Here is a 25,850-nt window from a genome sequence, read left to right as displayed (position 1 = left end):
AGATCCGCCGGCCGCCGCGCACCTGACGCCCGCTCCACACCTGACGCCGTGGCGTTCCGGGCCCGAGCCGACCCTGGCTCGCCGGCTCCACGACGCGTACCCCAGTCCGGGAGGACACCTTGGCCCAGCGCCAGCGTCAACGCGGCGGTCGCCGCGCCCCTGCTCACGCCCGCCACAAGGACAACGAGGGCATCGTCCCGGTCCTGGCACGTGCGGTGCGCGAGCTCGAGTCCGCCGTGCAGCGCGGCCCGCTCGCCCCCGGGCAGCGCGTGCGCTTCCAGGTCGTGGCGCTGCTGGTGCGCGAGCACCGCAGCGACGTACGTGCCTCCGCCGAGCTGACCGACGCGCAGAAGGCCGACGAGCTCAAGCGCCTCGACGGCATCGCGACCATCCTCGCCAAGACCGCCACCCGCGACCCCTCGCTCTTCGGCCTGCTGTCGGAGGAGGCGGTCGTCACCGACAGCGCCCGCGACCTGCGCCTGGACATGCTCCGCAAGGCCGGCGTCGAGGTGGCTCCCCAGGAGCCCAAGCCCGACGACGAGGCCGGACCCGGCCTCGGCGAGCGGCGCGTCGTCCCGCAGTCCGTGCTGCAGCACCAGCTCGCCAACCCGTTCCTCGTGCCCGACTTCGGGATCGGTCGCGAGCGGCGGCCCGTCCACGGCCGGCTCAGCACCTGGGAGCTCCTCGGCCCGCTGTTCCGCTCCTTCGAGCTCGGCGGCGCCTCGTCGTGCATGGAGCTGCCCGAGGCCACCTCGCTCCGCGCGCCCGGCACGCTCGAGCTGATGCCGCACCAGGCACGGCTCATCGCCGCCGCCGCCGAGGGCCACCGCACCTTCCTCCTCGCCGACGAGCCCGGCCTCGGCAAGACCGCGCAGGCGCTGCTCGCCGCGCAGGCCGCCGACGCCTTCCCGCTGCTGGTCGTGTGCCCCAACGTCGTCAAGACCAACTGGGCGCGCGAGACCGAGCGCTGGACCCCGCGCCGCCGCGCGACCGTGATCCACGGCGACGGCGACGAGGTCGACGCCTTCGCCGACGTCATCATCGTCAACTACGAGATCCTCGACCGCCACGTCGGCTGGCTCGGGACCTTCGGCTTCGGCGGCATGGTCGTCGACGAGGCCCACTTCATCAAGAACAAGACCTCCCAGCGCTCGCGCCACGTGCTCGAGCTCTCCGAGCGGCTTCGCACCCGCACCGCTCGCCCCCTGCTGATGGCGCTGACCGGCACCCCGCTGATCAACGACATCGAGGACTTCCGCGCGATCTGGCAGTTCCTCGGCTGGATCGACGACACCAAGCCGATGGCGCGGCTGATGGAGGCGCTGGAGGAGACCGAGCTGACGCCGGCCGACCACTCCTTCTACCCCGCGGCGCGCAAGGCGGTCATCGACATGGGCATCGTGCGACGCCGCAAGGTCGACGTCGCCGAGGACATCCCCGCACGTCGCATCGCCGACATCCCGGTCGAGCTCGACGACGAGGACACCCGCTCGATCCGCAACGCCGAGGAGGAGCTCGCCCGGCGGCTCGTCCAGCGCTACAAGGCAGCGCTCGAGACCCGTCGTACGGGCTCCGTCGTCGACGGCATCGACCACGAGCTCGTACGCCGGGTGGCGACGTGGGAGCGCGAGGAGATGGACTCCGGCACCGGCGGGGAGAACGTCTTCTCGATGTTCCGCCGCATCGGTCGCGCCAAGGCCGGCCTCGCCGCCGACTACGCCGCGCAGCTCGCGCGCAACGTCGGCAAGGTGGTCTTCTTCGCCCGCCACGTCGACGTCATGGACATCGCGGAGGAGACCTTCACCCGCCGGGGGCTCAAGCACACCTCGATCCGCGGCGACCAGACGCCGAAGGCGCGGGAGAAGGCCATCGACGCCTTCGTCAACGACCCCGACGTCCAGGTGGTCGTCTGCTCGCTGGCCGCGGCCGGCGTCGGCGTCAACCTGCAGGTCGCCTCCAACGTCGTGCTCTCCGAGCTCTCGTGGACCGACGCCGAGCAGACCCAGGCGATCGACCGGGTGCACCGCATCGGCCAGAGCGACCCGGTCACCGCGTGGCGGATCATCGCCGCGCAGACCATCGACACCCGCATCGCCGAGCTGATCGACTCCAAGGCCGGCCTCGCCGCCCGCGCCCTCGACGGCTCGGACGAGGAGGTCTCGTCGTCCGCCAACATCCAGACCGAGGCGCTGGTCGCGCTGCTCACCGACGCGCTGGAGCGCGAGCTCGGTTGAGCGGCCGAGCAGCCCGACTGGGCGCCCGTCCGGGTGGGCACACCCGGACGGCCCTTGTCCGGGCCTGCCGGCTCCGGTAGGCCTGTAGGCATGAGCGAAGACCGCGAGACCTACCTCGACATGTCCGTCGACGACGAGGACCAGCTGCAGCCCGAGGACACCCTCGACGACGGCGACCTCGACGACGTGCTCGACCGGGGCTACTCGCCGCCGGACCGCGCCCCGAAGGGCTACGACGACTACCCGACCGAGGCCGAGCGCCTGCAGGGGGAGTCACTCGACGAGAAGCTCGCCGAGGAGGAGCCCGAGCCCGACCCGTACGCCGAGGTCGACGAGGAGTCCGACCGCGAGGACGAGAACGCCCTCGACGAGGAGCTCGGCCTCGACGAGGCCGACCCGCGCACGGGCCGTCTCGTCGCCCCCGACGCCGGGTTGGGGGAGGACGTCGACCAGCAGGAGGTCGCGCTCGACGTCGGGATCGACGGCGCCGGTGCCTCCGCCGAGGAGGCCGCGATGCACATCACGCGTGAGCCCGAGCCGCCCGAGGGCGACGAGCTCTGAGCCGTCCCGTGCCCCATGTGGGCGAAAACCTTGCGCTCGAGGATGGGTGCTCTCCGCGACCGGTTCGATGAGGTACGTGCCGGGCCGCCGCCCCGCGGCGAGCCCGGCCGTCCACGAACCAGAGGAGCCGAGACATGAATCGTTGGATGAGTGTGCCCGTCGTCGCGGCGGGACTGGTGCTGGCAGTGGCTGGCACGGCGAGTGCGGGCGAGGTCAACGGCAACGGGGACGAGATCCCCGCCCCCGACCGAGCCGCGTCGGAGTGCGTGTTCTCCGGCCTGGACACGGCTGACTCCATCGAGGGGAACCCTCCGCAGTTCAACGACGACGCCCTGGCCGTGCGCGGCAACCAGAGCCCGGGCGGGGTGGACCGCTACCACGGGGTGCAGAGCTACGGCATCTTCGTGCGCGCCGGGCTGAAGGACGTGGTGCCGTCGCCGGGTCAGGCCTGCAACGGCAGCTGACCGGCCTCAGCCGCGCGGGGCCGCGTAGTAGTGCGCGGCCGGGTCGGCGCGCTCGCGGGGGATGCCGAGCTCGACGACGACGCGGCAGCCGGCGTCGCCGAGGGCGATCCGCTCCTCGAGGAGCACCGATGCGCCCTGCTCGCTGTTGCGCGCCGCGATCCCGCCGAAGACGCTCGACGTCATCCGGCACAACGACGGCGCCTGCTGCACCACGTCACCGAACGGGCAGCGGTCGTTGACGAGGACGATCCTGTCCGCCGTCGCCTCCTCGACCGAGAAGCCACCGTCGATCGCGTGCTTGAGGCGCACGTAGCAGCGGCCCAGCTCCTCGGGCGTCATCCGGCCCACGACGGACTCCGCCAGGCGGAACTCGTCCAGCATCCTGCCGCCCACGTCGGTCCCGACCTGGGCCACGGCGGCGTCGGCGGCATCCTGGCCGTGCTGGGCCTCGATGGTCTGGGCGAGCTGGACGACCAGCGCCCGCAGGAAGGACTCCTTGCCGAACGCGCCCTCCGGCAGGGCCTCCTCCGGGAGCGGCAGCGCTCCCACGCGATTCATCGGCGGGTCGTGGTCGGCTGACGGCGCACGGGTGACCGGCAAGGACAGCGACAGCACCATGCCCTCGCCCGACCGGGCGCGACTCGCCAGGGTCGGCGCGAGCTCGCGCATGATCATCAGTCCGCGTCCCGACTCGAGCAGAGCGTCCAGGTCGATGTCGTCCGGGTCGAGGGCGTCAATGGAGTCGGTCGCCGGGTCCCCGAGCGACATCTCGAGGCTCGGTCGGGCGGCACCCACGCTGTCGATCAGGGCCGCCGGGTCGAACCCCGGACCGAGGTCGTGGACCGTGAGCACGGGGAGCCGGTCGCGCCAGAGCAGCGACACCCACACCGGACCGGAGGTGTGGCGCACTGCGTTGCCTACAGCCTCGCCGATCAGGAGCTCCGCTGCGTCGAAGTCGCCTCCCGGGTCGCCGTGGCGACGGAGGTAGGTCATCACCTCGCGGCGCAGCACGGGCAGCGCGTGCGCCGCACCGGCCTCGACATAGCAGTCCACCGCCCCAGTGTCGCACCGGGGCGCGCCGTACTGGGCGGTTCGCGGAGCCGTACGAGATGACAGGTTTCCCCCAGATTCGTCGAGCACACTGCCTGCTGCCGTCCGGCAGGTGGTGGGGGTCCGGCGCCCCACCCGTGCTCCAATACCGTGTCGGCATGAAGGCTTTGCTCCTGGAGAACATCCATCCGAGCGCCGTGCAGGTCCTCGAGTCGCGCGGCTACGAGGTCGAGCTGCGCGCAGGATCCCTGCGCGAGGCCGAGCTCGTCGAGTCGCTCGGTGACGTCGACCTGTTGGGCATCCGGTCCAACACGACCGTGACCAAGCGGGTGCTCGAGGCGGCGCCGGCGCTGCAGGCGATCGGCTGCTTCTGCATCGGCACCAACCAGGTCGACCTGGTCGCGGCGGCGGAGCGCGGCGTCGGCGTGTTCAACGCGCCGTACTCGAACACCAGGAGCGTGGTCGAGCTGGTGATCGGCGAGATCATCGCGCTGGCCCGGCGGCTGCCGGAGAAGACCCAGCGGATGCACGACGGCGTGTGGGACAAGTCCGCACGCGGCAGCCACGAGGTGCGCGGGCGCACGCTCGGCATCGTGGGCTACGGCAACATCGGCACCCAGCTGTCCAACGTGGCCGAGGCGCTCGGCATGCGGGTCGTCTTCTACGACACCGCGGACCGTCCCGCCCACGGCAACGCTCGCCGGACGTCGTCGCTCGCCGAGCTGCTCGCGACCGCCGACGTCGTCAGCCTCCACGTCGACGGGCGCCCGGGCAACGCCGGCTTCTTCGGCGACGAGGAGTTCGCGGCGATGAAGCCGCGGGCCATGTTCATCAACGCCTCGCGCGGCATGGTGGTCGACTACGACTCGCTGCGCAACCACGTGCTGTCGGGGCACATCGCCGGCGCAGCGGTCGACGTCTTCCCGGTCGAGCCCAAGGCCCAGGGCGACGAGTTCGACTCGATCCTGCGCGGCCTCGACAACGTCATCCTGACGCCCCACGTCGGCGGGTCGACGCAGGAGGCGCAGGAGGAGATCGGCTGGTTCGTGGCGGAGAAGCTCGCCGGGTTCGCCCTCGCCGGGAGCACCGCGCTGTCGGTCAACCTGCCGGAGGTGCTGACGCCCCCGCTCCCCGACGGCCACCGGGTGGGCTTCCTCCACCACAACGTCCCCGGGGTGCTCGCTCGGCTCAACGCCGTGTTCGCCGAGGCCGGCGACAACGTGATCGGGCAGCATCTGTCCACCCGCGACCAGCTGGGCTACGTCATCACCGACGCGTCCGAGCCCCTGCCCGCCGAGGCCATCGGCGAGCTGCGGGCCTCCGAGCACTGCGTGTGGCTGCGCACCTGGTGACCAAGGGGGCACTTCGGCGCGGCCGCGACTCGCTCGTGGGACCAGTCGGAGGGGGTTGTCGAGACGACCGAACAGGTGTACGATTAGTGAAAGCACGCCGGTCCGGAACGGATCTGCGGACTCAACCGGCTGTTGCAACGAGCCTCTTGTTGAGTGCTTGGCCGGGAGTCTGCCATTCGAGGGTCTTGCGGGGCCGGGTGTTCAGCTGCAGGGCAACCCGATCGCACTCGGCCATCGTGAGGCGACGCAGGTCGGCGCCCTTGGGCCAGTACTGACGCAGCAGACCATTGGTGTTCTCGTTGGTCCCGCGCTGCCACGGTGACTGGGGGTCGCAGAAGTAGATCGGAATCCCGGACTCGATGGTGAACCTGGCGTGCTGGGCCATCTCGCTGCCGCGATCCCAGGTGATTGATTTGCGCAGCTCCAGCGGCAGGGTCGAGATCATCTCGTTGAGCGTCCACCGAGCCTGGTCGGCGCGGTGCTGGCCCGGCAGCGGTGCGAGGAGCACGAACCTTGAGGACCGTTCGACCAGCGTGAGCACCGCCCCTTTCCCGGTGCCGCCGAGCAGCAGGTCCCCCTCCCAGTGACCGGGCACCGCCCGGTCCTCGGCCTCGGCCGGCCGTGCGGAGATACGAATGTCATCGGTGATCCCGAGCGTGACCCGCTTCGCCCCACCGGTCTGGGCTTTGCGACGCTGCCGCCGGGTGCGCAGGTGCGCGGTCAGCTCGCGCTTGAGCTCGCCCTTGGTCTGGACGAACAGCGACTGGTAGATCGTCTCGTGCGACACCCGCATCCTCAGATCGCGTGGGAACAACACCGGCAGCATCGCTGCGATCTGCTCCGGCGACCAGTTCGCACGCAACAGCTCCCACACCTTGTCCCGCAACGGCGCGTGATCCAGTCGGCGGGCCTTGGGCCGGCGTGCCTTCCTGGCGGCCTCACGCTCAGACCACTTCGCCGAGTACTTCACCCGATACCCAGCACCGCCGCCACGAGCAGTACGCACCCGCGGGGACCTGGTCCCGAACGACCCCGCACGCCGCAGCTCACGCGAGATCGTCGAGGGATGCTTGCCCACCAACGCCGCAATCGTCGCCTGCGACAACCCCGCCATGTACGCCCGCTCAATCACCAACCGCTGATCCGCGGTCAACCTCACACCCGGCACGCGCCGCAACCTCTCACTCACGATCGAGTTGCAACAACCGGTTGAGTCCGCCATCCCGTCTGAGGCGACGGGGGTCCCGGGATCGGGACAGTCACCCATAGAACCCGTCCTGGTGCTGGCGGGGCGCCGTTGGTCCGGCTCTCGGGTGGCGACCTGGCAATGGGTCCGGCACGTCTCACCGCACCACCCCGGAACAGGGTGGGTGTCCGTGACGCGCGCCGAGGAGGTGGCCCAGTGCATCCGATCATCGACTGTCTCTGCGACATCGCGTCCGCGCTCAAGGTCGCCCACGGGGTGGAGCCGGCGTTCATGCGCACCGCGGAGAAGGAGTCCGCGCTGGTCGCGTTGGCCGAGGCCCGCTCGCAGCTGGACGCGCTGGCGGCCCGGGTGCTCGCCGCGTCCGATGACGTGGGCGAGGCGTACGGTCTGCGTGACGCGGCGGCGTGGCTGGCGGTCGAGACGCGCACGACCCGGCACGAGGCGCGCCGCGACCTCGCGTTGGGGCGCGCGATGGACGCGCACCCGGTGGTGGCCTCGGCGTTGTCCGCCGGCGCGCTGCGGACCGAGCAGGCGCGGGTTGTGGCTGAGGCGGTGGACGCGCTGCCGGTCCACGTCGAGGAGGAGACGCGGTGGCGGGCCGAGGGCACGCTGCTGGAGCTCGCCCGCGAGCACGACGCGCGTGACCTGAGGCAGATCGGCAAGCGGATCCTCGACGTGGTCGCGCCCGAGGTGGGGGAGTCGCACGAGGCGAGTGTGCTGGCGGCCGAGGAGGCGCGTGCCGACGCGACCGTGGAGCTGGTGCTGGTCGACGACGGCGAGGGCCGCTGCCACGGCCGGTTCGTGGCGCCCTCGCATGTTGGTGCGATGTTCAAGCGCCACCTGCTCGCGCTGGCCAACCCGGCACGCCACACCGAGGCCGAGCTGCGTGACGAGTCGGGCGCCTTCAAGCCGCTGCGCCACCGGTTGGGGGAGGCGTTCGTGGAGTACGTCGAGCGCTACCCGACCGACGCGACGCCGCAGACCGCGGGGGTCAACGCGACCGTGGTGGTGACGATGACGCTGGAGCAGCTCGAGGCTGAGCGTGGGACCGCGCTGCTCGACGACGGCTCGCGCATGACTGCGGGGCAGGCGCGCCGCCTCGCGTGCGAGGCGGGGATCGTCCCGGTGGTGCTGGGCTCGAAGTCGCAGCCGCTCGACCAGGGTCGCGCGGCACGGCTGTTCACCAAGGCGCAGCGCATCGCCCTCGGCCTGCGCGACGGTGGCTGCACCGCACGCGGATGCGAGACCACGGCCTCCGGCTGCCACGCCCACCACGACGACCCGTGGTCACGCGGAGGGCTCACCGACCTCGCCAACGGCCGACTGCTCTGCCCCCGACACCACCGCCTCGCGCACGACTCCCGCTACGCCATGACCGTCCACGCCGACAACAAGGTCACCTTCGCCCGGCGGACGTAGGCCGGGGGAGTGGACATCAATCCGGCCGAGGTGAGCCGGTAGGGCAGATCGCCGCTTGTCGGGGCGTGGTTGAACGCGTGCTCTGGCCCTACCGGCTCACCGTCGACCGCGGACTGGTCGGTGTTACGTCAACCGTGGCCGCAATGGGACTCGCCCAACTGCTACCAGCACTCGTCTCCGGCGTGGACCACGTTGCAGGACGGGCAAGCTACAGACTCCGCAGCTGTCGGTCCGGAAATGCGCCGCGCTCCTGCTACGCCGTCGAACGAGACGCAGAGCCAGCCCCATGAGTTCGTTCCGTCGGTGGTCGCAGGTGCGACGGAGGGCGAATACCAGATCTTCGTCTTGAGAATGTCGGCGATGGTCTCGCCGGAGGCGTCGTACACCTTGACCGAGTTCCAGTAGCCGTGGACGTCCGCCACGAAGGTTGTGGCCGCAATTCGCGTCAGTTCACTTCGGACCATCGCACGCGTCTCTTCACTCCACCCAACGTGGTAGCGAAGGGCGTCCTCAAGGTCAATCGGGCGCTTATTCACGCAAGGATCCTCTTGGTCATCTCTAGTGCTCGCCCCGCTGCCGCCCGGCTTCCATCACCCGTAGCACCGTATCCACTCGTGCCTGTCGTGCAACAGTTCGGGTGTCGCCGGCCTGTCTCGGATCCAGGACGTCAACCCGCCGTTTGAAGGGCACACCGGATCCGGGTTGTCCCGTACCGCCTAGCTCATCCGCCGCAGCACCCCGACCGGCACGCGCTTGATCACGGCCCCGAGTGGCGCCCAGGGCCAGGCCGGCACCCGGGCCGACTTCTTCTCCTGCTCGATGGCCTCGACCATGGCGCGCACGCCCTTCTCGGTCGAGGTCATCAGGGGCGTCCTGGCCGACGTGCCGGACATCTCGGAGACGATGTAGCCCGGGTAGAGCACGGTCACCTTGATCGGCGTGCCGTGGACGTCGGCGCGGAATCCCTCGGCGAGGTGGGCGACCGCGGCCTTCGTGGCGGCGTACGTCGTGATGTTCCTGGGCATCCCGCGCAGCGCGGAAAACGACGAGACCATCACGAGGTGGCCGCGGTGCTGGCGTCGGAAGATCGCGGCCGCGGCCTCGGTCTGGGCCAGTGCGCCGATGAAGTTGGTCTCGGCCGTCTCGCGGTTGGCGTCGAAGCGCCCGGTGCCGAGGGGCTGGCCCTTGCCGAGGCCGGCGTTGACGACGACGCGGTCGAGCCCGCCGAGCTCCTCGGCGAACTCCTCGAAGACGCGGAACACCGCGTCGTGGTCGGTGACGTCGAGCGCCTTCACCACGACGCGTACGTCCGGGTGCGACGCGATGATCTCGGCGCGGAGGTCGTCGAGACGCTCCGTACGCCGGGCGCAGAGCGCGAGGTCGTGGCCGAGCGCGGCGAACTGGCGGGCCATCTCGGCGCCGAGGCCGCTGCTCGCGCCGGTGATGAGGATCGTGGCCACGTGGGTCTCCTAGCGGTACGTGATGAGGTCGGGGGCGAGGTGGTCGTGGGCGTTGAAGGACACGAGCGTCGTGCCGCGCGACCCGCGCACGATGGTCGACGTTCCGGTGTTGACCGAGACCGGGTTGAGCCGCAGCCACAGGTCCGTACGCGCAGGAGCGCCGTCGGCCAGCAGGCTCGCACAGGTCCAGGCGACGGGTCCGCCGCTGGTCAGCACGACGGCCGTGCCACGGCTGGGCAGCGCGTCGGTGAGACGCGTCATGGCGGCCTCCACCCGGGTCGAGAAGGTCGCGAACGACTCGTCGTACGCCTCGTCGTGGTCGCCCGAGGTCCAGCGCAGCGTGGCCTCCTCGAACCACCGCTGGAAGGCGGCCTTCTCGGACTCGCCCTCCACGGTGCTGGGCTGGTCGTGCACCTTCAACACCTGGAGGTGGTCGAACTCGTTCCAGCCGGCGTCGACGGTCACGTCGGCCGACCACCCGGCGCCCGCGAGCACCTCGGCGGCAGTCTGGGCGTGACGGCGCATCTCGCCGGCGACCACGACGTCCGCGGTGACGCCACGTGCGGCGAGCGCCGCGCCGAGGACGCGGGACTGCTCGTGGCCGGTGGGGGACAGGTCGTCGTAGTCGGCGGCCCCGAACGAGGCCTGTCCGTGCCGCACGAGAAGGATGGTGCTCACGCGAGCAGCTCCGCGATCCGTCGCTCCAGGATCTGCACGCCCGGACCGAAGAGGGCGTACATCTCGTTGGTGGTCTGGCCGTGGAAGTAGCGGTAGTAGATCTGCTGGGCGATGACCGCGTTGCGGAACAGCCCGAACACCTCGTAGAAGCGCCACCGCTCGGGCGTCATCTCGAAGCCCATCCGGTCGCAGTAGGCCTGCACGAACTCCTCGCGGGTGATCATCCCCGGCAGGTCGGTCGGCACCCGCTTGGTCATCTTGAGCTCGTCGGAGTCATCGGCCTGCACCCAGAACGCGAGCGCCCCGCCGACGTCCATCAGGGGGTCGCCGAGCGTCGCCATCTCCCAGTCGAGGACGCCGACCACCCGCGTCGGGTCGTCGGGGGAGAAGACCAGGTTGTCGACCTTGAAGTCGTTGTGGATCACGCAGGTCGCCACGTCGTCGGGCTGGTGCGCCGCCAGCCACGCCATCGCCTCGACGAAGTCGGGGTTGTCGGGCGTGTGGGCGTTGCGGTAGCGCGTCGACCACCCCTCGACCTGGCGGCGCACGTAGCCCGGACCGCGGCCGAAGCGGCCGAGCCCGGCAGCCTCGGCGTCGACGCCGTGCAGCTCGGCGTAGACCTCCACGACGTTGAGGCACAGCTGCCGTGCCTGCTCGGGGGAGAGGGGCACGTCCGCTGGCCAGGTGCTGCGCGGAATGATCCCGTCGAGGCGCTCCATGGCGTAGAAGTCGCCGCCGAGCACCGAGGTGTCGTCGCAGAAGGCGACCATCGGCGCGACGTAGGGGAACACCGGGGCGAGGGCGGACTGGATCTCGAACTCGCGGCGCATGTCGTGCGCCCCCTTGGCCTTGGTGCCGCCCGGCGCGCGACGCAGGACCAGGTCGCGTCCCGAGGGGTAGCGCAGCAGGTAGGTCAGGTTGGACGCACCACCGGAGAACTGCCGCACCTCGGGCTCGCCCTCGAGCCCGCTCGCGTCGGCGGCGTGGGCGCGCAGCCACGCGGCCGCTGCCGCCACGTCGAAGGCGTCCTCGGCGCGCACCTCGCGCGCGCCCGGGACCGAGCTCACGAGTCCGCCCCGGCGGCCTGGAGCTTGGCCGCCTGGTCACGCATCACGGCGTCGTAGGCCGGGCGGTCGGCCCACTTGAGGAAGTAGGCCTGCCGCGCGGGTTCGTCCGGCACGATGACGTCCTCCCCGGCGTCCATGCCGGCCAGCACCGCGGCCGCGATGTCGTCGGCGGTGATGGGGGAGCGCTCGACGAGCCCGGCGACGACCCTGCCGACGGTCTCGTCACTGCCCTGCATGGAGTCCATCAGGTTGGTGCGGAAGTAGGACGGGCACACCACGCTGGCTCGGATGCCGTGCCCCGCGAGCTCGTGCCCGCAGGTCTCGGTGAAGGCCACCGCAGCGGCCTTCACCGCGTTGTAGGAGGCCATGCCTGCCGGGTGGACGAGGCCGGCGAGCGAGGCGACGTTGACCAGGTGCCCGGAGCCCTGCTCCTTGAGCATCGGGACGAACGCCCGGGTGCCGCGCACCATGCCGAAGAGGTTGACGTCGGTGATCCACTGCCACTCCTCGAGCGTGCAGACGTCCACCCGGCCGCCGCCGGCGACGCCGGCGTTGTTGACCAGCACGTCCAGTCCGCCCCAGCGCTCGCGCACGGCCTCGACGGCCGCTGCCCAGTCCGCGTCGGAGGTGATGTCGAGGACGAGGTCCACACCGTCCGTGGCGACCCGGTCGGTGGCGAGCACGTCGTCGCCGCGGGCGCGGAGGGCCGCCACGAGGGCGGCGCCGAGGCCCGACGCGGCGCCGGTGACCAGCACGCGGCGGTTTGCGTTTCTGGGGTCCCCGCGGCGTTGTTCGGGGGAGCGAAGCGGCGGAGAAGAAGGGCGTGGGGTGTTCATGCGTGCTTCCCGAGCTCGATCTTGGCGATCACGTTGCGGTGCACCTCGTCGGGGCCGTCGGCCAGCCGGAGCGTACGGGCGCCGACCCACGCCGAAGCGAGGGGGAAGTCGTCCGACATGCCGGCCCCGCCGTGCAGCTGGATCGCCATGTCGATGACGTCGAGCGCCATGGCCGGGACCTCGACCTTGATCTCGCTCACCGCGGAGTAGGCCTCGCGGCTCATCCCCTGGTCGAGCAGCCAGGCCGCGTGCAGCACCAGCAGGCGCGAGCGGTTGATCGCGATGCGCGCGTCTGCGATGCGCTCACGGTTGCCGCCGAGGTTGGCGATCGGCTTGCCGAAGGCCGTACGCGACGTCGCGCGGGCGCACGCCAGCTCGAGGGCGCGCTCGGCCAGGCCGATCGCGCGCATGCAGTGGTGGACGCGGCCGGGGCCGAGGCGACCCTGGGCGATCTCGAAGGCCCGGCCGGGGCCGAGCAGGACGTTGGACGCAGGCACCCGCACGTCGTCGAAGGACACCTCGCCGTGGCCCAGCGGCTCGTCGTAGTAGCCCATCGTCGTGAGCATCCGCTCGACCTTCACGCCGGGGGCGTCGCGGGGCACCAGGACCATGGTGTGCCGCGAGTGCCGGTCGGCGTCGGGGTCGGAGAGGCCCATGAAGACGAGGACCTTGCAGTCGGGGTTGCCGACCCCGGTGGACCACCACTTCCGCCCGTTGATGACGACCTCGTCGCCGTCGACCTCGGCCGTGGCCGCCATGTTGGTGGCGTCGGAGGAGGCCACGTCGGGCTCGGTCATGCAGAAGGCGCTGCGGATCTCCGCGCGCAGCAGAGGCTCGAGCCACTGGGCCTTCTGCTCGTCGGTGCCGTACTTGAGCAGCACCTCCATGTTGCCCGTGTCGGGTGCGTTGGAGTTGAAGACCAGCGGCGCGAGGAACGACCGGCCCATCACCTCGGCCACGGAGGCGTAGTCCACGTTGGAGAGCCCCTCGCCGCCGTCGGTGCCGAAGTCCGCGGCGTACCGGCCGGCGTGGGACGCGGGGAGGAACAGGTTCCACAACCCCTGGGCGCGGGCCTTGGCCTGGAGCTCGCCGATCACCGGGTCAGGCGTCCAGCTGTCGCCGCCCGACTCGCGCAGCCGGGTGATCCGGGCGTGCGCCTCGGCCTCGACGGGCTCGACCTCGTCGGTGACGAAGGCGCGCACTCGCTCACGCAGGTCGGCGGCGCGGGGGGAGAGGGAGAAGTCCATGACGTTGACCTTCGCACACTGTTGAGCAATGCTCAATAGCGTGTCCGACGACTCCGCACCCGCCGCACCGGCCGGCGCCACACCGCCCGTACGCCGACGGCTGAGCGCGCAGGACCGCCGCCGGCAGCTCGTGGCCATCGGCCTCGCCAAGATCGTCGAGACGCCGATCCAGGACCTGTCGATGGACGACGTCGCGGCCGAGGCCGGGATCTCGCGGGGGTTGCTCTTCCACTACTTCCCGACCAAGACCGACTACTACCTGGCCTGCATCGCTGCCGCGGGACGTCGGATCCTGCGCAACACCGCTCCCGACGAAGGCCTCCCGGGCGAGCAGCAGGTCGAGATGACGACCCGGCTCATGGTCGAGCAGATCGAGCGCCGTCGCGACTTCTACCTCGCCCTCGTGCACGGGCACGGCGTCGCGGACCCGCGCGTCAGCGAGGTGATGGACTCGGTGCGCGAGGGCAGCACCGAGCGTGTGGTGGTCGCCCTTGGCGTGCCCGAGGTGCAACGCCCCGTGGTGCGCGCCTGGTGGGCGTACACGGAGGACCGGGCACTCACCTGGTCGGCAGTGCCGACCGGCGAGCGCCCGGTCCCGGTGTCCGTCCTGGTCGAGGAGTGCGTCGCCGCGCTCCACGCCCTGCTGGCGGTCAGCCGCGCGTGACGCGACCCTTCACGGAGAACCGCGCGCGGTCGTCGAGCGGCTTGCCGCCGCAGGCGAGCACGGTGTCGCGGTTGCAGCGGTAGCGCGTCGAGCCGTTGACGAGGGTCACCGACACGGCGCCGACGCGACGGCTGTCGAACGACACCAACTTGTGCCCGTCGCCCGCACGGTTGAGCCGGACCATCTTGACCTGGCGCTTGCCGTTGAGCAGGTGGACGACCACGACGGCGGCCGGCGACGTGCGCTTGACCGGACCGCGCACCTGCAGCGACAGCTTCCACTTCTTGCCGGACAGGCGCGAGTCGGGGCCGTACACGTAGGACGCGGAGGAGAGATGGTCGACCCGGGTGCCGAACCGCTTGGCACGCTTGCGCTTGCTGAGCACCTTGGCGCCCCGCACGTTGGGGCCGGGGTACTCGGCGCCCTCGGGGAAGTTGGCGGCCGGGGTCAGGTTGCCGGCGGCGAACCTGGCGTAGTTCTTCTGGAAGCCGCCCTTCTTGCGCAGCACCTTCTGCAGGGCGGTCAGGCTGTGCTTCTTGCCGTCGCGCTTGAGGGTGCCGGCCTGCTTCCAGGCCTTGAGGACCAGGCCGTTGCCGTAGCGCGAGGTGAGGTACTCCCAGAACACCCAGTTGCCGTACTGGAAGCCGTTGGTGCGGCTGAAGGCGTCGAGCGGGACCTGAGGGGCATAGATCTGGCTGACCGGGAGGTACTGGCGGTTGTCGTTGACGTGGGTCGCGATCCGCTCCTCCATCCACGTCGCCGTCGACTCCATCATCCACGGGTCCTCGGCGTAGTCGTAGGCGTACTGGACGGCGTGGAAGAACTCGTGGCCGGCGGTCACCACCAGGTTGTCCTGGGGCGTGCCGTTGGGGAACTGGCTCGTGGCGAAGTCGTTGTCGAGCACGCAGTAGCCGGAGGCGGTGCGCTTCTTGGCCCGGCGCTCGCCGGCGCAGAAGCCGTAGAGGGAGCCGCCGAGGTCCTTGAGGTAGACGTCGAACTGCGGGCCACCGCCCCGCACGCCGTCCTGCACCGGCGCGCGGTAGTCCATGCTGTCGACGATCGTGCTCCACACCGAGTCCATCACGGCGAGGTTCTGCGCTGGCCAGTCCGGCGACGGCGGCGCGTCGGTGCCGGTGGGGACGTAGTGGACGCACAGGCGGGTGTTGCACACCGGCGGCGCCTCGGGCACCGAGTAGCCGAAGCCCTGCGGGTCGCTGATGCCGTCGGAGGGACGGGCCAGCAGTGCGTCGGCCTGGCGGCGCTCGGTGCCGCGCAGCTGCTTCTTCTGCATCCACAGGTCGCGCAGCACGAGGGTCGCGGACGGGTCGCTCGGACGGCCGTTGCCGGCGAGGACGCGCCGCGCGGTGCTCAGCGTCTCGGAGGCGGTCGGGTCGAGCTGCTCCTCCAGCACCGGCAGCGGCGCCTCGGGGGTGAGCTCGAGCAGGTCGCCGGGATCGACGACCCCGGCCGATCCGGGCACGGCGCGCCGGTCGTTGTCGGCAGCGACGGCCGGCGCGGCGAGAGCCGCCCCGCCCACCAGTGCGATGGTCACGGCGGTGGTGACGATTCTGCGCATGGTTCCCCTCGTGTGGTCGTGTCCGCGTCGAGCCTAACCCGGACGGGTGACAGCCGGACGCTCGCCGCTCGGCGGCGGGAGGCCGTCGGCTACAGGTCGGCGATGTGCTCGATGATCGCGGTGGTCGAGATGGCCGGGGTGCGCTCGAGGTAGACGACCTCGCACACGTCGGCGAACTCGTCGAACTTGCCCGCCCAGTCGTCGCCCATCACCAGGACGTCGGCGGCGTGCTCGACGATGTAGTCGCGCTTCTGCTCCAGGCTCTCCTCGACGAAGACCGCGTCGACGACCTTCAGCGCACCGACGATCGCGAGCCGCTCGCGCTGGCTGAAGATCGGCGCGCGGCCCTTCTTGCGCTCGTTGAGGGCGTCGGCGGACACGCCGACGACCAGCCGGTCACCGAGCTCGGCGGCGCGCTCGAGGACGCGCAGGTGCCCGACATGGAACACGTCGAACGTCCCGAAGGTGATCACGGTGCGAGGCATGCGCGGCATTCTGGCACGGTCGGGGAGGATGAACCGCATGGCCGCGACCACCTCCTCGACGACCTCCTCGACCGGCTCCGCCCAGAGGCCTTCCGTCCCGCTCATCACGCCCGACCCCGGCGCGGACGAGGCACGTCGCCGCGGCCTGCGGCAGATGCGTACGGTCGCCGTCGGACTGCTGCTGCTCGCCGCCTGCGTGTACGTCGCCACGCTGGGGCGCGACGGGTTCTGGGGCTTCGTCAACGCCGGTGCCGAGGCATCCATGGTCGGCGCGATCGCTGACTGGTTCGCCGTGACCGCCCTGTTCAAGCACCCCCTCGGCCTGCCGATCCCGCACACGGCGCTGGTGCCCCGGCGCAAGGACGAGCTCGGCAGGGGCCTCGAGGAGTTCGTCGGGGAGAACTTCCTCCAGGAGGACATCATCCGCGAGCGGGTGGCGGCGGCGACGATCTCGGCGCGGGTCGGCGACTGGCTGGCCGACCCGGCCAACGCCCGCCGGGTGGTCGACGAGGCATCCGACGTGGCCGCGATCGCGCTGGGCAAGGTCCGTGACGACCACGTCGCGGACCTCGTCACCCAGGCGTTCGTGCCCCGCTTCCGCGACGAGCCGATCTCCCCGCTGCTGGGCTCCGCGCTGATGGAGGTGGTGCGCGACGACCTGCACCACGGGCTGGTGGACCTCGCGGTCGACGAGATGCACCGCTGGCTGCTGGAGAACCCGGAGACGTTCTCGCGGGTGCTCGAGGAGCGCGCGCCCTGGTGGGCCCCGCCCAAGCTCAACGACGCGGTCACCTCACGCCTGCACGTGCAGGCCCTCGCGTGGCTCGAGGACATCCGCGACGACCCGCACCACCGCGCCCGGGAGGCGCTGGACTCGATGCTCGGCCAGCTCGCGACGGACCTGCTGCACGACGACGAGACCCGGGCGCGCGCCGAGGCGTTCAAGAACCGGCTGCTCGACCACCCGCAGGTGGTCACCACCGCGATCTCGCTGTGGAAGGCGATGCGCTCGGCGCTCCTCACCTCCGTCCGCGACCGCGACGGGGCCGTACGACAGCGCCTCCTGGTCGAGCTCACGGCGTTCTCCGAGCGGCTGCGCGACGACGCTGTCCTGCGCGAGCGCCTCGACCGCGCGGCCGCGGACCTGGCCGTCTTCGTGGTCGGGCGCTACGGCGCCGAGCTGACCACCGTCATCACCCACACGATCGAGCGGTGGGACGGCAAGGAGGCGGCCCGGCGCATCGAGCTGCACGTGGGGCGCGACCTGCAGTTCATCCGGATCAACGGCACGATCGTCGGGGGGCTGGTGGGCGTGGTCATCCACGCGTTCAGCATCCTGGCCGGGTGACCGCTTGCCGGGCGCTCCCGCCCCCCGCTCAGCGGCGGCAGGGCTTCATCACCGGCATGATCCTCGACCTGCTCTGCCAGGCGCGGGCGTACGCGTCGTCGAAGTGCGCGCGGTACTGGTCGTGGAGCCAGCGGTTGCCCACGATGCGGAGCATGACCTCGTCGTTGTAGAGCAGCCCGCCGCAGGTGGTGTTGGACGTCCCGGTCACGACGAGGTGGGTCGGGCGCCCGCGGAACCGCGCGTGGACGACGAGCATCTTGTCGTGGGTGAGGACGGTGCGCACCCTGCGGTCCGGGACGTCGCCGGCGGGCAGCCGCTGCTGGAGCCAGTTCTCCACGGTGTCGCGCGAGGTGACGATCCGCACCCGGCACCCACGGTCGGAGAGTCGAGCGAGCTGGTCGCGCACGTCGGCGCGCTGGATGACCGCGAACATCGCAGAGACGTCCCGGGCACCCCGCGTGCACGAGACGTCCTTGAGCGTCGAGAGCAGCAGGTCGCTGCGGTTCGGGTAGACCGCCGCGGTGGTGCCGCCGCTGCTCCACGTCTTGCGCCGGTCGTCCCAGCGCTGCCCGTCGACCTTGACGCTCTGCGCCTGGAGGCGGTTGAAGTAGTCGACGCCGAACTGGTGGAGACCGGGGTCGTCGACCTTGAGCAGGGAGTTGTACTGCCGGTACTGGCGGTCCTCCAGGTTGGCCGAGGAGGTGATGAACGACTGCACGCCGCCGATGTCGGTGACGTAGAACTTCAGGTGCTGGACGTCCTGGCTGTCGGGGTACGGTCCCGGCGCGCGCCACGGCAGGCAGGCGCCCTTGCAGATCGTGACGTTGGTGCGCGCGGGGTCCTGCTCCTCCAGGGTCCGGATGAGGCGGCGGCCCTGCCGGTTGAGCCGCAGGTCGTCGTCGCCGACGAGCAGCACGGTCGCACCGCGGCGCTGCGCGGCGAGGATCGCGTCGGTCGGGGGTTTGATGTCCCAGCGGAACATCGCGATCCGGATCGTGTCGCCGGCGCCGGCGGAGTCGAAGAGCCGGCTGGGGCGGTCGAGCACGGTCGGGTCGGCGGGCCGGTTCGGCGGCGAGGTGAAGCACACCTCGGTCCCGGCCTGCGCCCAGCACCCGGACTTCCCGGCCGGCTTCGACAGGTCGCGCTCGGCCCCCGCGGGGGTGCCGAGCGTGAGCAGCGGCACCAGCAGGGACAGCGTCGCGAGGGAGGAGGACCAGCGAGGGAGGCGCACGGACGCCTACGCTAGAGGAGTGCCGCAGACCAGTGAACCCATCGACGTGCCGATCCGTGACGAGTCGATCCGGCTGGGCCAGTTCCTCAAGCTCGCCAACCTCGTCGAGACCGGCGCCGAGGCCAAGCCGGTGATCGCCGACGGAGCCGTACGGGTCAACGACGAGGTCGAGACGCGAAGGGGCCGCCAGCTCGTCCCCGGTGACGTGGTCACGCTGGGCGGGCTGGCGGCCCGGGTCGCCACCGGGGAGGCCGAGATCGACGTCCCGTGGTGAGCCGGCCGGTGGGTCGGCCGTGACTCCGTGGCGACGGGGTGAGGTGAAGCGCCCCCCGGCTACTTCACCTCACGACCGAGGACGCGGTAGGTCCCTACCGCGAGGGGGAGCAGCACCCACACCGCGCTCGCGGTGACGAGCTGCGCCCAGTCCCGGCCGGCCATGTCGCCGGCGAGGAGCGGCTGGGTGACCTGGTCGAGGTTGAGCCACCTGCCGGCCTCCTGCAGCGAGGAGACGGCCGTCGTGGCGATCCCCCAGATGCTCGGCAGCACCAGCACCGAGACGATGGCGACGGGTGTGTTGAGGAACAACAGGCCGAAGGCCACGCCCTGCAGGACGTAGAGCAGCAACGCCAGCAGCATGCCCCCGCCGATCGCGGCGGTGAGGTCCCACTCGCCGTTGCCGCCGACGAGGTTCGCGACCGCCGACGCGGCGACGGCCGCCGCGAGGACCACGGCTGCGAGGACGACGGCTGCCAGCGTCTTGGCCAGCACGACCCGACCGCGGCGAGGCTCCAGGACGAAGGTGACCAGGCCCGTGCGCTGCGACCACTCGGCGGTGGCGGCCATGATGCCGATGATCGGCAGAAGCATCGCCAGGGGCAGCGTCGCGAGCTCGAGCAGCCCGGCGAACGACGCGTCCTCGGCCGGGCCCCAGATCACGAAGCCGGCCAGGATGAGCACCGCGACGGCAGCCATCACGACGATCATCCAGCGGCCCGCGCGGGTGTCGACCATCTTGCGCAGCTCGGCCTGGAACGTGCGGACGAAGGGCACGCCCGCTCGTCCGGGGAGGGCGGAGGGGTTGGAGACGGCGCCGTCGGCGTCTCCGCCGACGGCGGGGGCAGGGGACTGGCTCGTGTCGGTGCTCATGCTGCGTCTCCTTCGCGCGAGGTGGCGGCCGTGAGGCCGAGGAACATCTCTTCCAGGCCCTCCGAGCCGCCGGAGCGCAGCTCGAGGAGGACGACGGACTCGCGGGCGGCGATCTCGCCGACCACGCGGGCCTCTGCGTCGACGACCAGGCCGGAGCCGGTGCGGGAGACCGGCACGTCGGCAGCCTCCAGCAGCCCGGCCAGTCGGGCGTCGTCGGTGGACTGGACGGTGGTGCCGCCGCGGGCGAGCAGCTCGTCCTTCGACCCCATCGCGACGATCCGGCCGCGGCCGATCATCACCAGGTCGTCGGCCACGATCTGCACCTCGTGCAGGAGGTGGCTCGAGAGCAGCACGGTGCCGCCGCCGTCGGCGAAGCGACGCAGCAGCCCACGCATCCAGTGGATGCCCTGCGGGTCGAGGCCGTTGGCCGGCTCGTCGAGGATCAGGACCTGCGGCTCGCCGAGCAGCGCGGCGGCGATGCCGAGGCGCTGGCGCATGCCGAGGGAGTAGTTGCGGACCCGGAGCCCGGCCTCCTCGCCGGTCAGCCCGACGAGGGTGAGCACCTCCTCGACCCGCGCCCTGCCGACGCCCACGGACACCGCGGCGACGCGCAGCACCTCGCGGCCCGTACGTCCGGGGTGCTGTGCCGAGGCGTCCAGCATGACCCCGACCTGGCGACCGGGGTTGTGCAGCTCGCGGTAGGTCTGGCCCAGGATCGTGGCCCGGCCGGAGGTGGGAGGCGTCAGCCCGGTCATCATCCGCATCGCGGTGGACTTCCCGGCGCCGTTGGGTCCCAGGAAGCCGACCACGCTCCCCGGGCGCACCTGGAAGGAGATGTCATCCACCGCGGTGAACTCGCCGTAGCGCTTGGTGAGGTTCTCGACTGTGATCATGGCTCCACCCTCCCGGTCGTCAGCGCGGTGCCGCATCGGGCGGAGGGCTCCGCGGGGTCCGACCGCGGTATCGACCACCGTCGTCGGGTCGACACCTTGGTCGGACGCGGGTCGTCCCTCCCGCCACCTAGGCTCGTCCCCATGGCTGCCCCGGACGTCGACCGCGTCCGCACCGGCGAGCGACCACGCTGGACGGCATCGGCATGGCGGTACGGCCTCGCCCTGGCGATCAGCGGGGTCATCTGGGGGGGAGTGCTGATCGGCGCCGCGGATCGCCCGACGGACGGCGCCCTGCTCTGGTTCCTGTACGGCGACCCGGTGCTCGGCCTGGTCGGCTTCCTGCTCGTCCGGTGGCGGCACCGATACCCCGGCCCGGTCGCGACGGTCGTGACCCTCTTCGCCTGCACGTCGGCCGCGAGCGCCGGACCGGCCGCGTGGGTCCTCGGGTCACTGGCCTCCCACCGCCGGTGGCGGCTGCTGGCGGTGGTCGGTCCCCTGAGCGTCGTCTCCGGGGTCGTGCAGGAACGGGTGGGCGTCACCGAGGACGCCCTGCCGCTGTGGATCTCGCTGGCGTTCGGGGCGCTGGTGACGGGCATCCTCGTCGCCACCGGCTACGCCATGGGCTCCCAGCGCGAGCTGGTCGACTCCTACCGCGAGCGGGCCCTCACCGCGGAGCGCGAGCAGCGCGCCCGCGTGGCCCAGGCGCAGGCGGCGGAGCGCACCCGGATCGCGCGCGAGATGCACGACGTCCTGGCCCACCGGATCTCGTTGGTCGCGATGCACGCCGGCGCGCTGGGCTACCGCACCGACCTCACCGCTCAGGAGCAGGCCAGCGCCGCGAAGTCGATCGAGGAGAACGCCCACCGGGCCCTGTCGGACCTCCGCGCGGTGCTGGGAGTGCTGCGCGACCCGCTCCAGCCGGCCGACGCCGCACCCGAACGACCCCAGCCGGGGCTCGACGACGTCGCCGCACTGGTCGCCGAGGAGGCGGCCGGGGGGATGCGCGTACGACTGTCGACCCGCGTGGCCGACGACGTGCCGACCGCCACCGGTCGCACGGCCTACCGCATCGTGCAGGAGGCCCTGACCAACGTGCGCAAGCACGCGCCCGGGACCGCGGTCACCGTGGACGTCGCCGGGGACCCTGACGAGGGGCTCGTCATCGGGGTGCGCAACGCGGCGTCGGTCGGCCCGCGCTCCGCTCCGGCCCTCCCCGCGTCGGGGCTCGGGCTGATCGGCCTGGCGGAGCGCGCGGCCCTCGCGGGGGGTCGCATCAGCCACGGGACCGATGCCACCGGCGGGTACGCGGTGCGGGCGTGGATACCGTGGGACTCGTGACGGGAGCGAGCAGCGACGTGCCCGTACGCCTCGCGGTCGTCGACGACGACCCGATGGTGCGCGCGGCGCTCGGGATGATGCTGGGCGGCGACTCCGGCCTCTCGGTCGTCGTCGAGGCAGGCGACGGCGAGGAGGCGCTGCGGGTGGTGCCTGCGGCCGGTGTGGACGTCGTGCTGATGGACATCCGGATGCCCGTGCGCGACGGCCTGAGCGCCACCGCGGCGCTGCTGGCCGAGCACCCCGACCTCAAGGTCATCGTGCTGACGACCTTCGACACCGACGACATGGTGCTGCGGGCACTGCGGACAGGGGCGGCGGGCTTCCTGCTGAAGGACACCCCGCCGGCTCGCCTCGTCGAGGCGATCCGCGCCGTCGCCGCGGGGGAGCCGATGCTCTCGCCGAGCGTGACCGCGCAGCTCATCGCGGCGGTCACGCGCAGCGACGACGCCCACGCGGAGGGCGGCGGCGAGGGCACGGGTGACGGGGAGGGCCGGCGACGGGCGGCCCGTGACGCGCTCGCGGTGCTGACCGAGCGCGAGCGCGAGGTGGCCGACGGTGTCGCACGCGGCCTCAGCAACGCAGAGATCGCGGCCGAGCTGTTCATGGGCGTGCCGACTGTCAAGACGCACGTCGGGCGGCTCTTCACCAAGCTGGGTGTCGAGAACCGGGTGCAGGTCGCGATCCTGGTCCACGACGCCCAGCGGTGAGGAACCGCCCGGCGCGGGATGTCGTACGGCTGGGTCAGCGGACCTCGAGCAGGTCCACCACGAAGATCAGCGTCTCGCCCGGCTTGATGACGCCGCCTGCGCCGCGGTCGCCGTAGCCGAGGTGCGGCGGGATGACGAGCCGGCGGCGGCCGCCGACCTTCATCCCCTGCACGCCGGTGTCCCAGCCGGAGATGACCTGGCCGATGCCCAGGCGGAACTGCAGCGGGGTGCCGCGGTTGTAGGACGCGTCGAACTCCTCGCCCGTGGAGTGGGCGACACCCACGTAGTGGACCGAGACGGTGGAGCCGGACGTGGCCTCGGCACCGTCTCCCTCGACGAGGTCGGTGACCTCGAGGTCGGCGGGCACCTCGCCCATGTGGGGGTCGACGTCGGGCTTCTCGCTCACAGGTTGCTCCATTCGGTTCCGGATCAGGTGCCCACCGGGTGGTGGGTCACGTCTGGTGGACGTAGTGGTCGAGCTGGTCGCGCTCGAACTCGAGCTCGCCGATCCGGCTCTTGACCACGTCACCGATGGAGATGATGCCGGTCAGCCGTCCGTCGGCCACCACCGGGACGTGGCGGATGCGGTGCTCGGTCATCGTCTGCATGAGGTCGGTCAGCGCGTCCTCGCGCGCGCAGGTGCGCACGTCGGCGGTCATGATCGAGCTGACCGGGCTGTCGAGGACGCCGACGTCCGCGTGCAGCCGGCGCACGACGTCACGCTCGCTCACGATGCCGGTGACCCGCTCGCCGTCCTCGCTCACCACGAGCGCGCCGACGTTGTGCTCGGCGAGCAGTGCCACGAGCTCGCGCACGGTGGCGTCCGGTCCGATGGTCACGACCTCGTGGCTGGCCTTGGCCTGGATGACGTCCTTGATCCTCATGGTCTCCGCCTCTCGTCCGGCACGGTCCTCACCGGAGGACTACTGATGAGTCACCGTAGCCAAGGTGGGCGGGCCGACGACAGGGGCGAGGCGCAATCCGCGGCGGGGACGGTCTGCCAGACTCGCGGCATGACGTGGCGGGGTGTCGTCGAGCCGGACTACTTCCAGTTCTACGCCAGGCGTGGGGACGCGGCGATGCCGGACGTCTCGCTCGAGACCTACGAGCGACGCCTGTGGACGGACGGCCGGTTCGTCGTCGTCAGCACCTTCCGCAAGTACGGCACGACGCCGGTGAGCGTCGACGTCGTGGCCGAGGAGCCGCCGGGTCCTGGCGAGGAGTGGCAGCACATCGCCGAGGTCAGCCTCGAGGGGAGCGAGCCGCTGGAGGTGCTGAGCTGGGAGGTGGACGAGGGGCCGAGGTCCCTGCACGAGGTACCGGCGGGCCCGCTGCGCCTCCGGGTGCACTGGGGCGGGCTGGTCGCGGGCCTGCCCGAGGGCATGACCTCCCAGGGTCGGAGCGAGGAGCACCTCGCGCTCGTCGTGTGGCCCGCGCCGACAGCCCCGTTCGTCGCCCTGCGCGAGTGGGACGGCTGGCCCTGGTGACCCGGCTCAGTCGAGGACGGGCGGCGACTGGCGGGCGCGCAGGTTGCTGACCGTGCCGGGGCCGCGGCGCGGCACGTCGGGGTCGGTGCCGTCGTCGCCGAGGGCGCCGAGGAAGGACAGCGCGGCGTCGTGCAGGTGGCCGTTGCTGGCGAGCGCGTTGCCGCCCCAGGGGCCGTCGGTGCCGTCGAGCGAGGTGAAGCGGCCGCCGGCCTCGCGCACGATCACGTCGAGCGCCGCCATGTCGTAGAGCTCGAGCTCCGGCTCGGCCGCGATGTCCACCGCGCCCTCGGCGAGCAGCATGTAGGACCAGAAGTCGCCGTACGCGCGGGTGCGCCAGCAGCGGCGCTGCAGCGAGATGAAGTCGTCGAGGCGGTCGCGCTCGTCCCAGCCCGAGAGCGAGGAGTAGCTGAGGGACGCGTCCTCGAGGCGGCGTACGTCGGAGACCTCGCACCTCGTCGCCTTGAGCAGCGACCGGCCGGTCCAGGCGCCGTTGCCCGCCGAGGCCCACCAGCGCCGCTGGAGCTGCGGCGCCGACACCACGCCGAGGACCACCTCGTCGTCGATCGCCAGCGCGATCAGGGTGGCCCACACCGGCACGCCGCGAACGAAGTTCTTGGTGCCGTCGATCGGGTCGACGATCCACCGGCGCTGGCCGTGCCCCGTCGTTCCCTGCTCCTCACCGACCACGGCGTCGCGCGAGCGCACCCGGGAGAGGGTGCGGCGGATGCCCTCCTCGACGGCCTTGTCGGCGTCGGTGACCGGGGTCAGGTCCGGCTTGCTCATGACGTGCAGGTCGAGCGCCTTGAAGCGGGCTTGGGTGAGCGAGTCCGCGTCGTCGGCGAGGACGTGCGCCAGGCGCAGGTCGTCGGTGTGGTCGTTGGAGCCGGTGATGGGCATGTTCACAGGCTATTCCCAGCATCGCGGCCTACTGTGCAAGCATGGAGCTCAACGGTGTGCCGCTGCACCCGCTCATCGTCCACGTCGTCGTCGTGCTCGGGCCGCTGGCGGCGCTGACCGGCCTCGTCTACGCGGTCGTGCCGAGGTGGCGCTGGTTGCTGCGCTGGCCGCTCGTCGTCCTCGCGGTCGTCACCGCGATCACCGCGCTCGGCGCGGTCGCGGCGGGCGAGGACCTGCTGGCCTCGCGACCCGAGCTCGCACCGATCGTCGAGGACCACCAGGAGGCGGGCGAGCTGCTGCGCAGCGTGGCGCTCGGCTACCTCGCTGTCTCGGGCCTCGCAGCCTGGGCGCTGGGCGGCACCTCCGCGCTGGCCTCCGGGCGCGGTGCCCGGGAGACCCGGTTCGGTGTGCCGGTGGCCGTCCTGCTCGCGGCGGGTGCCGTGGCCCTGCTGGTCACCGTCTACCTCGCCGGCGACTCCGGAGCCCGGGCCGTCTGGGGCTGA

The 25,850-nt window shown here is 71.7% G+C and carries 28 protein-coding genes; 12 read left to right on the top strand and 16 right to left on the bottom strand.

The features are described from left to right. Nucleotides 1-119 precede the first annotated feature (119 nt). From IE200_RS11500 to IE200_RS11490, 3 genes are all read left to right on the top strand, one after another. The gene (locus IE200_RS11500; protein WP_191279612.1) at nt 120-2,234 is read left to right on the top strand and encodes a DEAD/DEAH box helicase; all 2,115 of its coding nucleotides are present in this window, start codon (nt 120-122) and stop codon (nt 2,232-2,234) included. Between the two features lie 90 nt (nt 2,235-2,324). Beyond that, on the top strand, nt 2,325-2,795 hold the full coding sequence (locus IE200_RS11495; RefSeq protein ID WP_191279611.1) for a DUF5709 domain-containing protein: 471 nt from the start codon (nt 2,325-2,327) through the stop codon (nt 2,793-2,795). Between the two features lie 134 nt (nt 2,796-2,929). Next, a complete protein-coding gene (locus IE200_RS11490; protein ID WP_191279610.1) occupies nt 2,930-3,259 on the top strand; it encodes a hypothetical protein in 330 nt (109 codons plus the stop codon). A gap of 6 nt (nt 3,260-3,265) precedes the next feature. Here IE200_RS11490 and IE200_RS11485 read toward each other — a convergent pair whose 3' ends face one another. Then, nucleotides 3,266-4,312, bottom strand: coding sequence for a methanogen output domain 1-containing protein (locus tag IE200_RS11485; protein WP_191279609.1), 1,047 nt, complete (start codon nt 4,310-4,312; stop codon nt 3,266-3,268). A gap of 155 nt (nt 4,313-4,467) precedes the next feature. Between IE200_RS11485 and serA the strand changes: the two genes are divergently transcribed. Continuing rightward, a complete protein-coding gene (serA, locus tag IE200_RS11480; RefSeq protein WP_191279608.1) occupies nt 4,468-5,661 on the top strand; it encodes a phosphoglycerate dehydrogenase in 1,194 nt (397 codons plus the stop codon). Between the two features lie 121 nt (nt 5,662-5,782). On the opposite strand, the gene IE200_RS11475 is transcribed toward serA, so the two are convergent. Next, a complete protein-coding gene (locus tag IE200_RS11475; protein ID WP_191279607.1) occupies nt 5,783-6,829 on the bottom strand; it encodes an IS30 family transposase in 1,047 nt (348 codons plus the stop codon). Nucleotides 6,830-7,063: 234 nt separating this feature from the next. Between IE200_RS11475 and IE200_RS11470 the strand changes: the two genes are divergently transcribed. Beyond that, nucleotides 7,064-8,287: an HNH endonuclease signature motif containing protein gene (locus IE200_RS11470; protein WP_191279606.1), complete on the top strand. Its 1,224-nt coding sequence runs from the start codon at nt 7,064-7,066 to the stop codon at nt 8,285-8,287. Between the two features lie 161 nt (nt 8,288-8,448). Here IE200_RS11470 and IE200_RS11465 read toward each other — a convergent pair whose 3' ends face one another. The 6 genes from IE200_RS11465 to IE200_RS11440 form a co-directional block, all read right to left on the bottom strand. After that, on the bottom strand, nt 8,449-8,823 hold the full coding sequence (locus tag IE200_RS11465; protein WP_191279605.1) for a hypothetical protein: 375 nt from the start codon (nt 8,821-8,823) through the stop codon (nt 8,449-8,451). Between the two features lie 180 nt (nt 8,824-9,003). After that, nucleotides 9,004-9,747, bottom strand: a complete 744-nt coding sequence (locus IE200_RS11460; RefSeq protein WP_191279604.1) for an SDR family oxidoreductase — start codon at nt 9,745-9,747, stop codon at nt 9,004-9,006. Between the two features lie 9 nt (nt 9,748-9,756). After that, nucleotides 9,757-10,425 (bottom strand): histidine phosphatase family protein, encoded by a 669-nt coding sequence (locus IE200_RS11455; protein WP_191279603.1) that lies wholly within the window; start codon nt 10,423-10,425, stop codon nt 9,757-9,759. Next, the gene (locus IE200_RS11450; RefSeq protein WP_191279602.1) at nt 10,422-11,492 is read right to left on the bottom strand and encodes a phosphotransferase family protein; all 1,071 of its coding nucleotides are present in this window, start codon (nt 11,490-11,492) and stop codon (nt 10,422-10,424) included. The genes IE200_RS11455 and IE200_RS11450 overlap by 4 nt, the downstream gene beginning before the upstream one ends. Beyond that, the gene (locus IE200_RS11445) at nt 11,489-12,247 is read right to left on the bottom strand and encodes an SDR family NAD(P)-dependent oxidoreductase (RefSeq protein WP_229856418.1); all 759 of its coding nucleotides are present in this window, start codon (nt 12,245-12,247) and stop codon (nt 11,489-11,491) included. The genes IE200_RS11450 and IE200_RS11445 overlap by 4 nt, the downstream gene beginning before the upstream one ends. A 77-nt stretch (nt 12,248-12,324) precedes the next feature. Further along, nucleotides 12,325-13,575: an acyl-CoA dehydrogenase family protein gene (locus IE200_RS11440; RefSeq protein ID WP_191279600.1), complete on the bottom strand. Its 1,251-nt coding sequence runs from the start codon at nt 13,573-13,575 to the stop codon at nt 12,325-12,327. A gap of 40 nt (nt 13,576-13,615) precedes the next feature. Between IE200_RS11440 and IE200_RS11435 the strand changes: the two genes are divergently transcribed. After that, a complete protein-coding gene (locus IE200_RS11435; RefSeq protein ID WP_229856416.1) occupies nt 13,616-14,239 on the top strand; it encodes a TetR/AcrR family transcriptional regulator in 624 nt (207 codons plus the stop codon). Here IE200_RS11435 and IE200_RS11430 read toward each other — a convergent pair. Together IE200_RS11430 and IE200_RS11425 are read right to left on the bottom strand one after the other, a co-directional pair. After that, nucleotides 14,226-15,815, bottom strand: a complete 1,590-nt coding sequence (locus IE200_RS11430) for an MXAN_6640 family putative metalloprotease (protein ID WP_191279599.1) — start codon at nt 15,813-15,815, stop codon at nt 14,226-14,228. The two genes, IE200_RS11435 and IE200_RS11430, sit on opposite strands and share 14 nt — an antisense overlap. Nucleotides 15,816-15,904: 89 nt before the next feature. Next, complete coding sequence (locus tag IE200_RS11425; protein WP_191279598.1) at nt 15,905-16,300, bottom strand: adenylyltransferase/cytidyltransferase family protein; 396 nt, start codon at nt 16,298-16,300, stop codon at nt 15,905-15,907. A gap of 37 nt (nt 16,301-16,337) precedes the next feature. Here IE200_RS11425 and IE200_RS11420 point away from each other — a divergent pair, with 37 nt between their 5' ends. Next, nucleotides 16,338-17,648 carry a DUF445 domain-containing protein gene (locus IE200_RS11420; protein ID WP_191279597.1) on the top strand — a complete coding sequence of 437 codons (1,311 nt, stop codon included), beginning with the start codon at nt 16,338-16,340 and terminating at the stop codon, nt 17,646-17,648. Nucleotides 17,649-17,676: 28 nt separating this feature from the next. On the opposite strand, the gene IE200_RS11415 is transcribed toward IE200_RS11420, so the two are convergent. Beyond that, nucleotides 17,677-18,879, bottom strand: a complete 1,203-nt coding sequence (locus tag IE200_RS11415; RefSeq protein ID WP_191279596.1) for a phospholipase D-like domain-containing protein — start codon at nt 18,877-18,879, stop codon at nt 17,677-17,679. A gap of 19 nt (nt 18,880-18,898) precedes the next feature. Between IE200_RS11415 and IE200_RS11410 the strand changes: the two genes are divergently transcribed. Next, nucleotides 18,899-19,153, top strand: a complete 255-nt coding sequence (locus tag IE200_RS11410; protein WP_407940990.1) for an RNA-binding S4 domain-containing protein — start codon at nt 18,899-18,901, stop codon at nt 19,151-19,153. Between the two features lie 59 nt (nt 19,154-19,212). On the opposite strand, the gene IE200_RS11405 is transcribed toward IE200_RS11410, so the two are convergent. Then, nucleotides 19,213-20,025, bottom strand: a complete 813-nt coding sequence (locus IE200_RS11405; protein ID WP_191279595.1) for an ABC transporter permease — start codon at nt 20,023-20,025, stop codon at nt 19,213-19,215. Next, nucleotides 20,022-20,918 carry an ABC transporter ATP-binding protein gene (locus IE200_RS11400; protein ID WP_191279594.1) on the bottom strand — a complete coding sequence of 299 codons (897 nt, stop codon included), beginning with the start codon at nt 20,916-20,918 and terminating at the stop codon, nt 20,022-20,024. Before IE200_RS11400 ends, IE200_RS11405 begins: the two co-directional genes overlap by 4 nt. A 141-nt stretch (nt 20,919-21,059) precedes the next feature. Between IE200_RS11400 and IE200_RS11395 the strand changes: the two genes are divergently transcribed. Further along, nucleotides 21,060-22,256, top strand: coding sequence for a sensor histidine kinase (locus tag IE200_RS11395; protein WP_191279593.1), 1,197 nt, complete (start codon nt 21,060-21,062; stop codon nt 22,254-22,256). After that, nucleotides 22,253-22,963, top strand: a complete 711-nt coding sequence (locus IE200_RS11390; protein ID WP_268245543.1) for a response regulator transcription factor — start codon at nt 22,253-22,255, stop codon at nt 22,961-22,963. Before IE200_RS11395 ends, IE200_RS11390 begins: the two co-directional genes overlap by 4 nt. 34 nt (nt 22,964-22,997) lie before the next feature. On the opposite strand, the gene IE200_RS11385 is transcribed toward IE200_RS11390, so the two are convergent. Next, the gene (locus IE200_RS11385; protein WP_407940993.1) at nt 22,998-23,339 is read right to left on the bottom strand and encodes an FKBP-type peptidyl-prolyl cis-trans isomerase; all 342 of its coding nucleotides are present in this window, start codon (nt 23,337-23,339) and stop codon (nt 22,998-23,000) included. A gap of 76 nt (nt 23,340-23,415) precedes the next feature. Next, nucleotides 23,416-23,847, bottom strand: coding sequence for a CBS domain-containing protein (locus tag IE200_RS11380; protein WP_191279591.1), 432 nt, complete (start codon nt 23,845-23,847; stop codon nt 23,416-23,418). Nucleotides 23,848-23,976: 129 nt separating this feature from the next. On the opposite strand from IE200_RS11380, the gene IE200_RS11375 reads away from it, so the two are divergent. Further along, entirely contained in the window at nt 23,977-24,450 is a 474-nt protein-coding gene (locus IE200_RS11375) for a hypothetical protein (RefSeq protein ID WP_191279590.1), read from the top strand. 6 nt (nt 24,451-24,456) lie between these two features. Here IE200_RS11375 and IE200_RS11370 read toward each other — a convergent pair whose 3' ends face one another. Beyond that, on the bottom strand, nt 24,457-25,347 hold the full coding sequence (locus IE200_RS11370) for an inositol monophosphatase family protein (protein ID WP_191279589.1): 891 nt from the start codon (nt 25,345-25,347) through the stop codon (nt 24,457-24,459). A gap of 41 nt (nt 25,348-25,388) precedes the next feature. Here IE200_RS11370 and IE200_RS11365 point away from each other — a divergent pair, with 41 nt between their 5' ends. Continuing rightward, nucleotides 25,389-25,850: a DUF2231 domain-containing protein gene (locus IE200_RS11365; protein ID WP_191279588.1), complete on the top strand. Its 462-nt coding sequence runs from the start codon at nt 25,389-25,391 to the stop codon at nt 25,848-25,850.

Source organism: Nocardioides flavus (ex Wang et al. 2016) (genome assembly GCF_014653115.1).
Lineage (GTDB): Bacteria > Actinomycetota > Actinomycetes > Propionibacteriales > Nocardioidaceae > Nocardioides > Nocardioides flavus.
The sequence above is the reverse complement of the archived record's forward strand: the minus strand, read 5'-3'. Positions and strand labels throughout refer to the sequence as shown.

Excerpts from the sequence above, each read along its gene's own strand:
- IE200_RS11495 (WP_191279611.1), top strand. The coding sequence starts at position 2,325 with ATGAGCGAAGACCGCGAGACCTACCTCGACATGTCCGTCGACGACGAG.
- IE200_RS11490 (WP_191279610.1), top strand. The coding sequence starts at position 2,930 with ATGAATCGTTGGATGAGTGTGCCCGTCGTCGCGGCGGGACTGGTGCTG.
- serA (WP_191279608.1), top strand. The coding sequence starts at position 4,468 with ATGAAGGCTTTGCTCCTGGAGAACATCCATCCGAGCGCCGTGCAGGTC.
- IE200_RS11440 (WP_191279600.1), bottom strand. The coding sequence starts at position 13,575 with ATGGACTTCTCCCTCTCCCCCCGCGCCGCCGACCTGCGTGAGCGAGTG.
- IE200_RS11430 (WP_191279599.1), bottom strand. The coding sequence starts at position 15,815 with ATGCGCAGAATCGTCACCACCGCCGTGACCATCGCACTGGTGGGCGGG.
- IE200_RS11425 (WP_191279598.1), bottom strand. The coding sequence starts at position 16,300 with ATGCCTCGCACCGTGATCACCTTCGGGACGTTCGACGTGTTCCATGTC.
- IE200_RS11420 (WP_191279597.1), top strand. The coding sequence starts at position 16,338 with ATGGCCGCGACCACCTCCTCGACGACCTCCTCGACCGGCTCCGCCCAG.
- IE200_RS11405 (WP_191279595.1), bottom strand. The coding sequence starts at position 20,025 with ATGAGCACCGACACGAGCCAGTCCCCTGCCCCCGCCGTCGGCGGAGAC.
- IE200_RS11400 (WP_191279594.1), bottom strand. The coding sequence starts at position 20,918 with ATGATCACAGTCGAGAACCTCACCAAGCGCTACGGCGAGTTCACCGCG.
- IE200_RS11395 (WP_191279593.1), top strand. The coding sequence starts at position 21,060 with ATGGCTGCCCCGGACGTCGACCGCGTCCGCACCGGCGAGCGACCACGC.
- IE200_RS11385 (WP_407940993.1), bottom strand. The coding sequence starts at position 23,339 with ATGGGCGAGGTGCCCGCCGACCTCGAGGTCACCGACCTCGTCGAGGGA.
- IE200_RS11380 (WP_191279591.1), bottom strand. The coding sequence starts at position 23,847 with ATGAGGATCAAGGACGTCATCCAGGCCAAGGCCAGCCACGAGGTCGTG.
- IE200_RS11375 (WP_191279590.1), top strand. The coding sequence starts at position 23,977 with ATGACGTGGCGGGGTGTCGTCGAGCCGGACTACTTCCAGTTCTACGCC.
- IE200_RS11370 (WP_191279589.1), bottom strand. The coding sequence starts at position 25,347 with ATGCCCATCACCGGCTCCAACGACCACACCGACGACCTGCGCCTGGCG.
- IE200_RS11365 (WP_191279588.1), top strand. The coding sequence starts at position 25,389 with ATGGAGCTCAACGGTGTGCCGCTGCACCCGCTCATCGTCCACGTCGTC.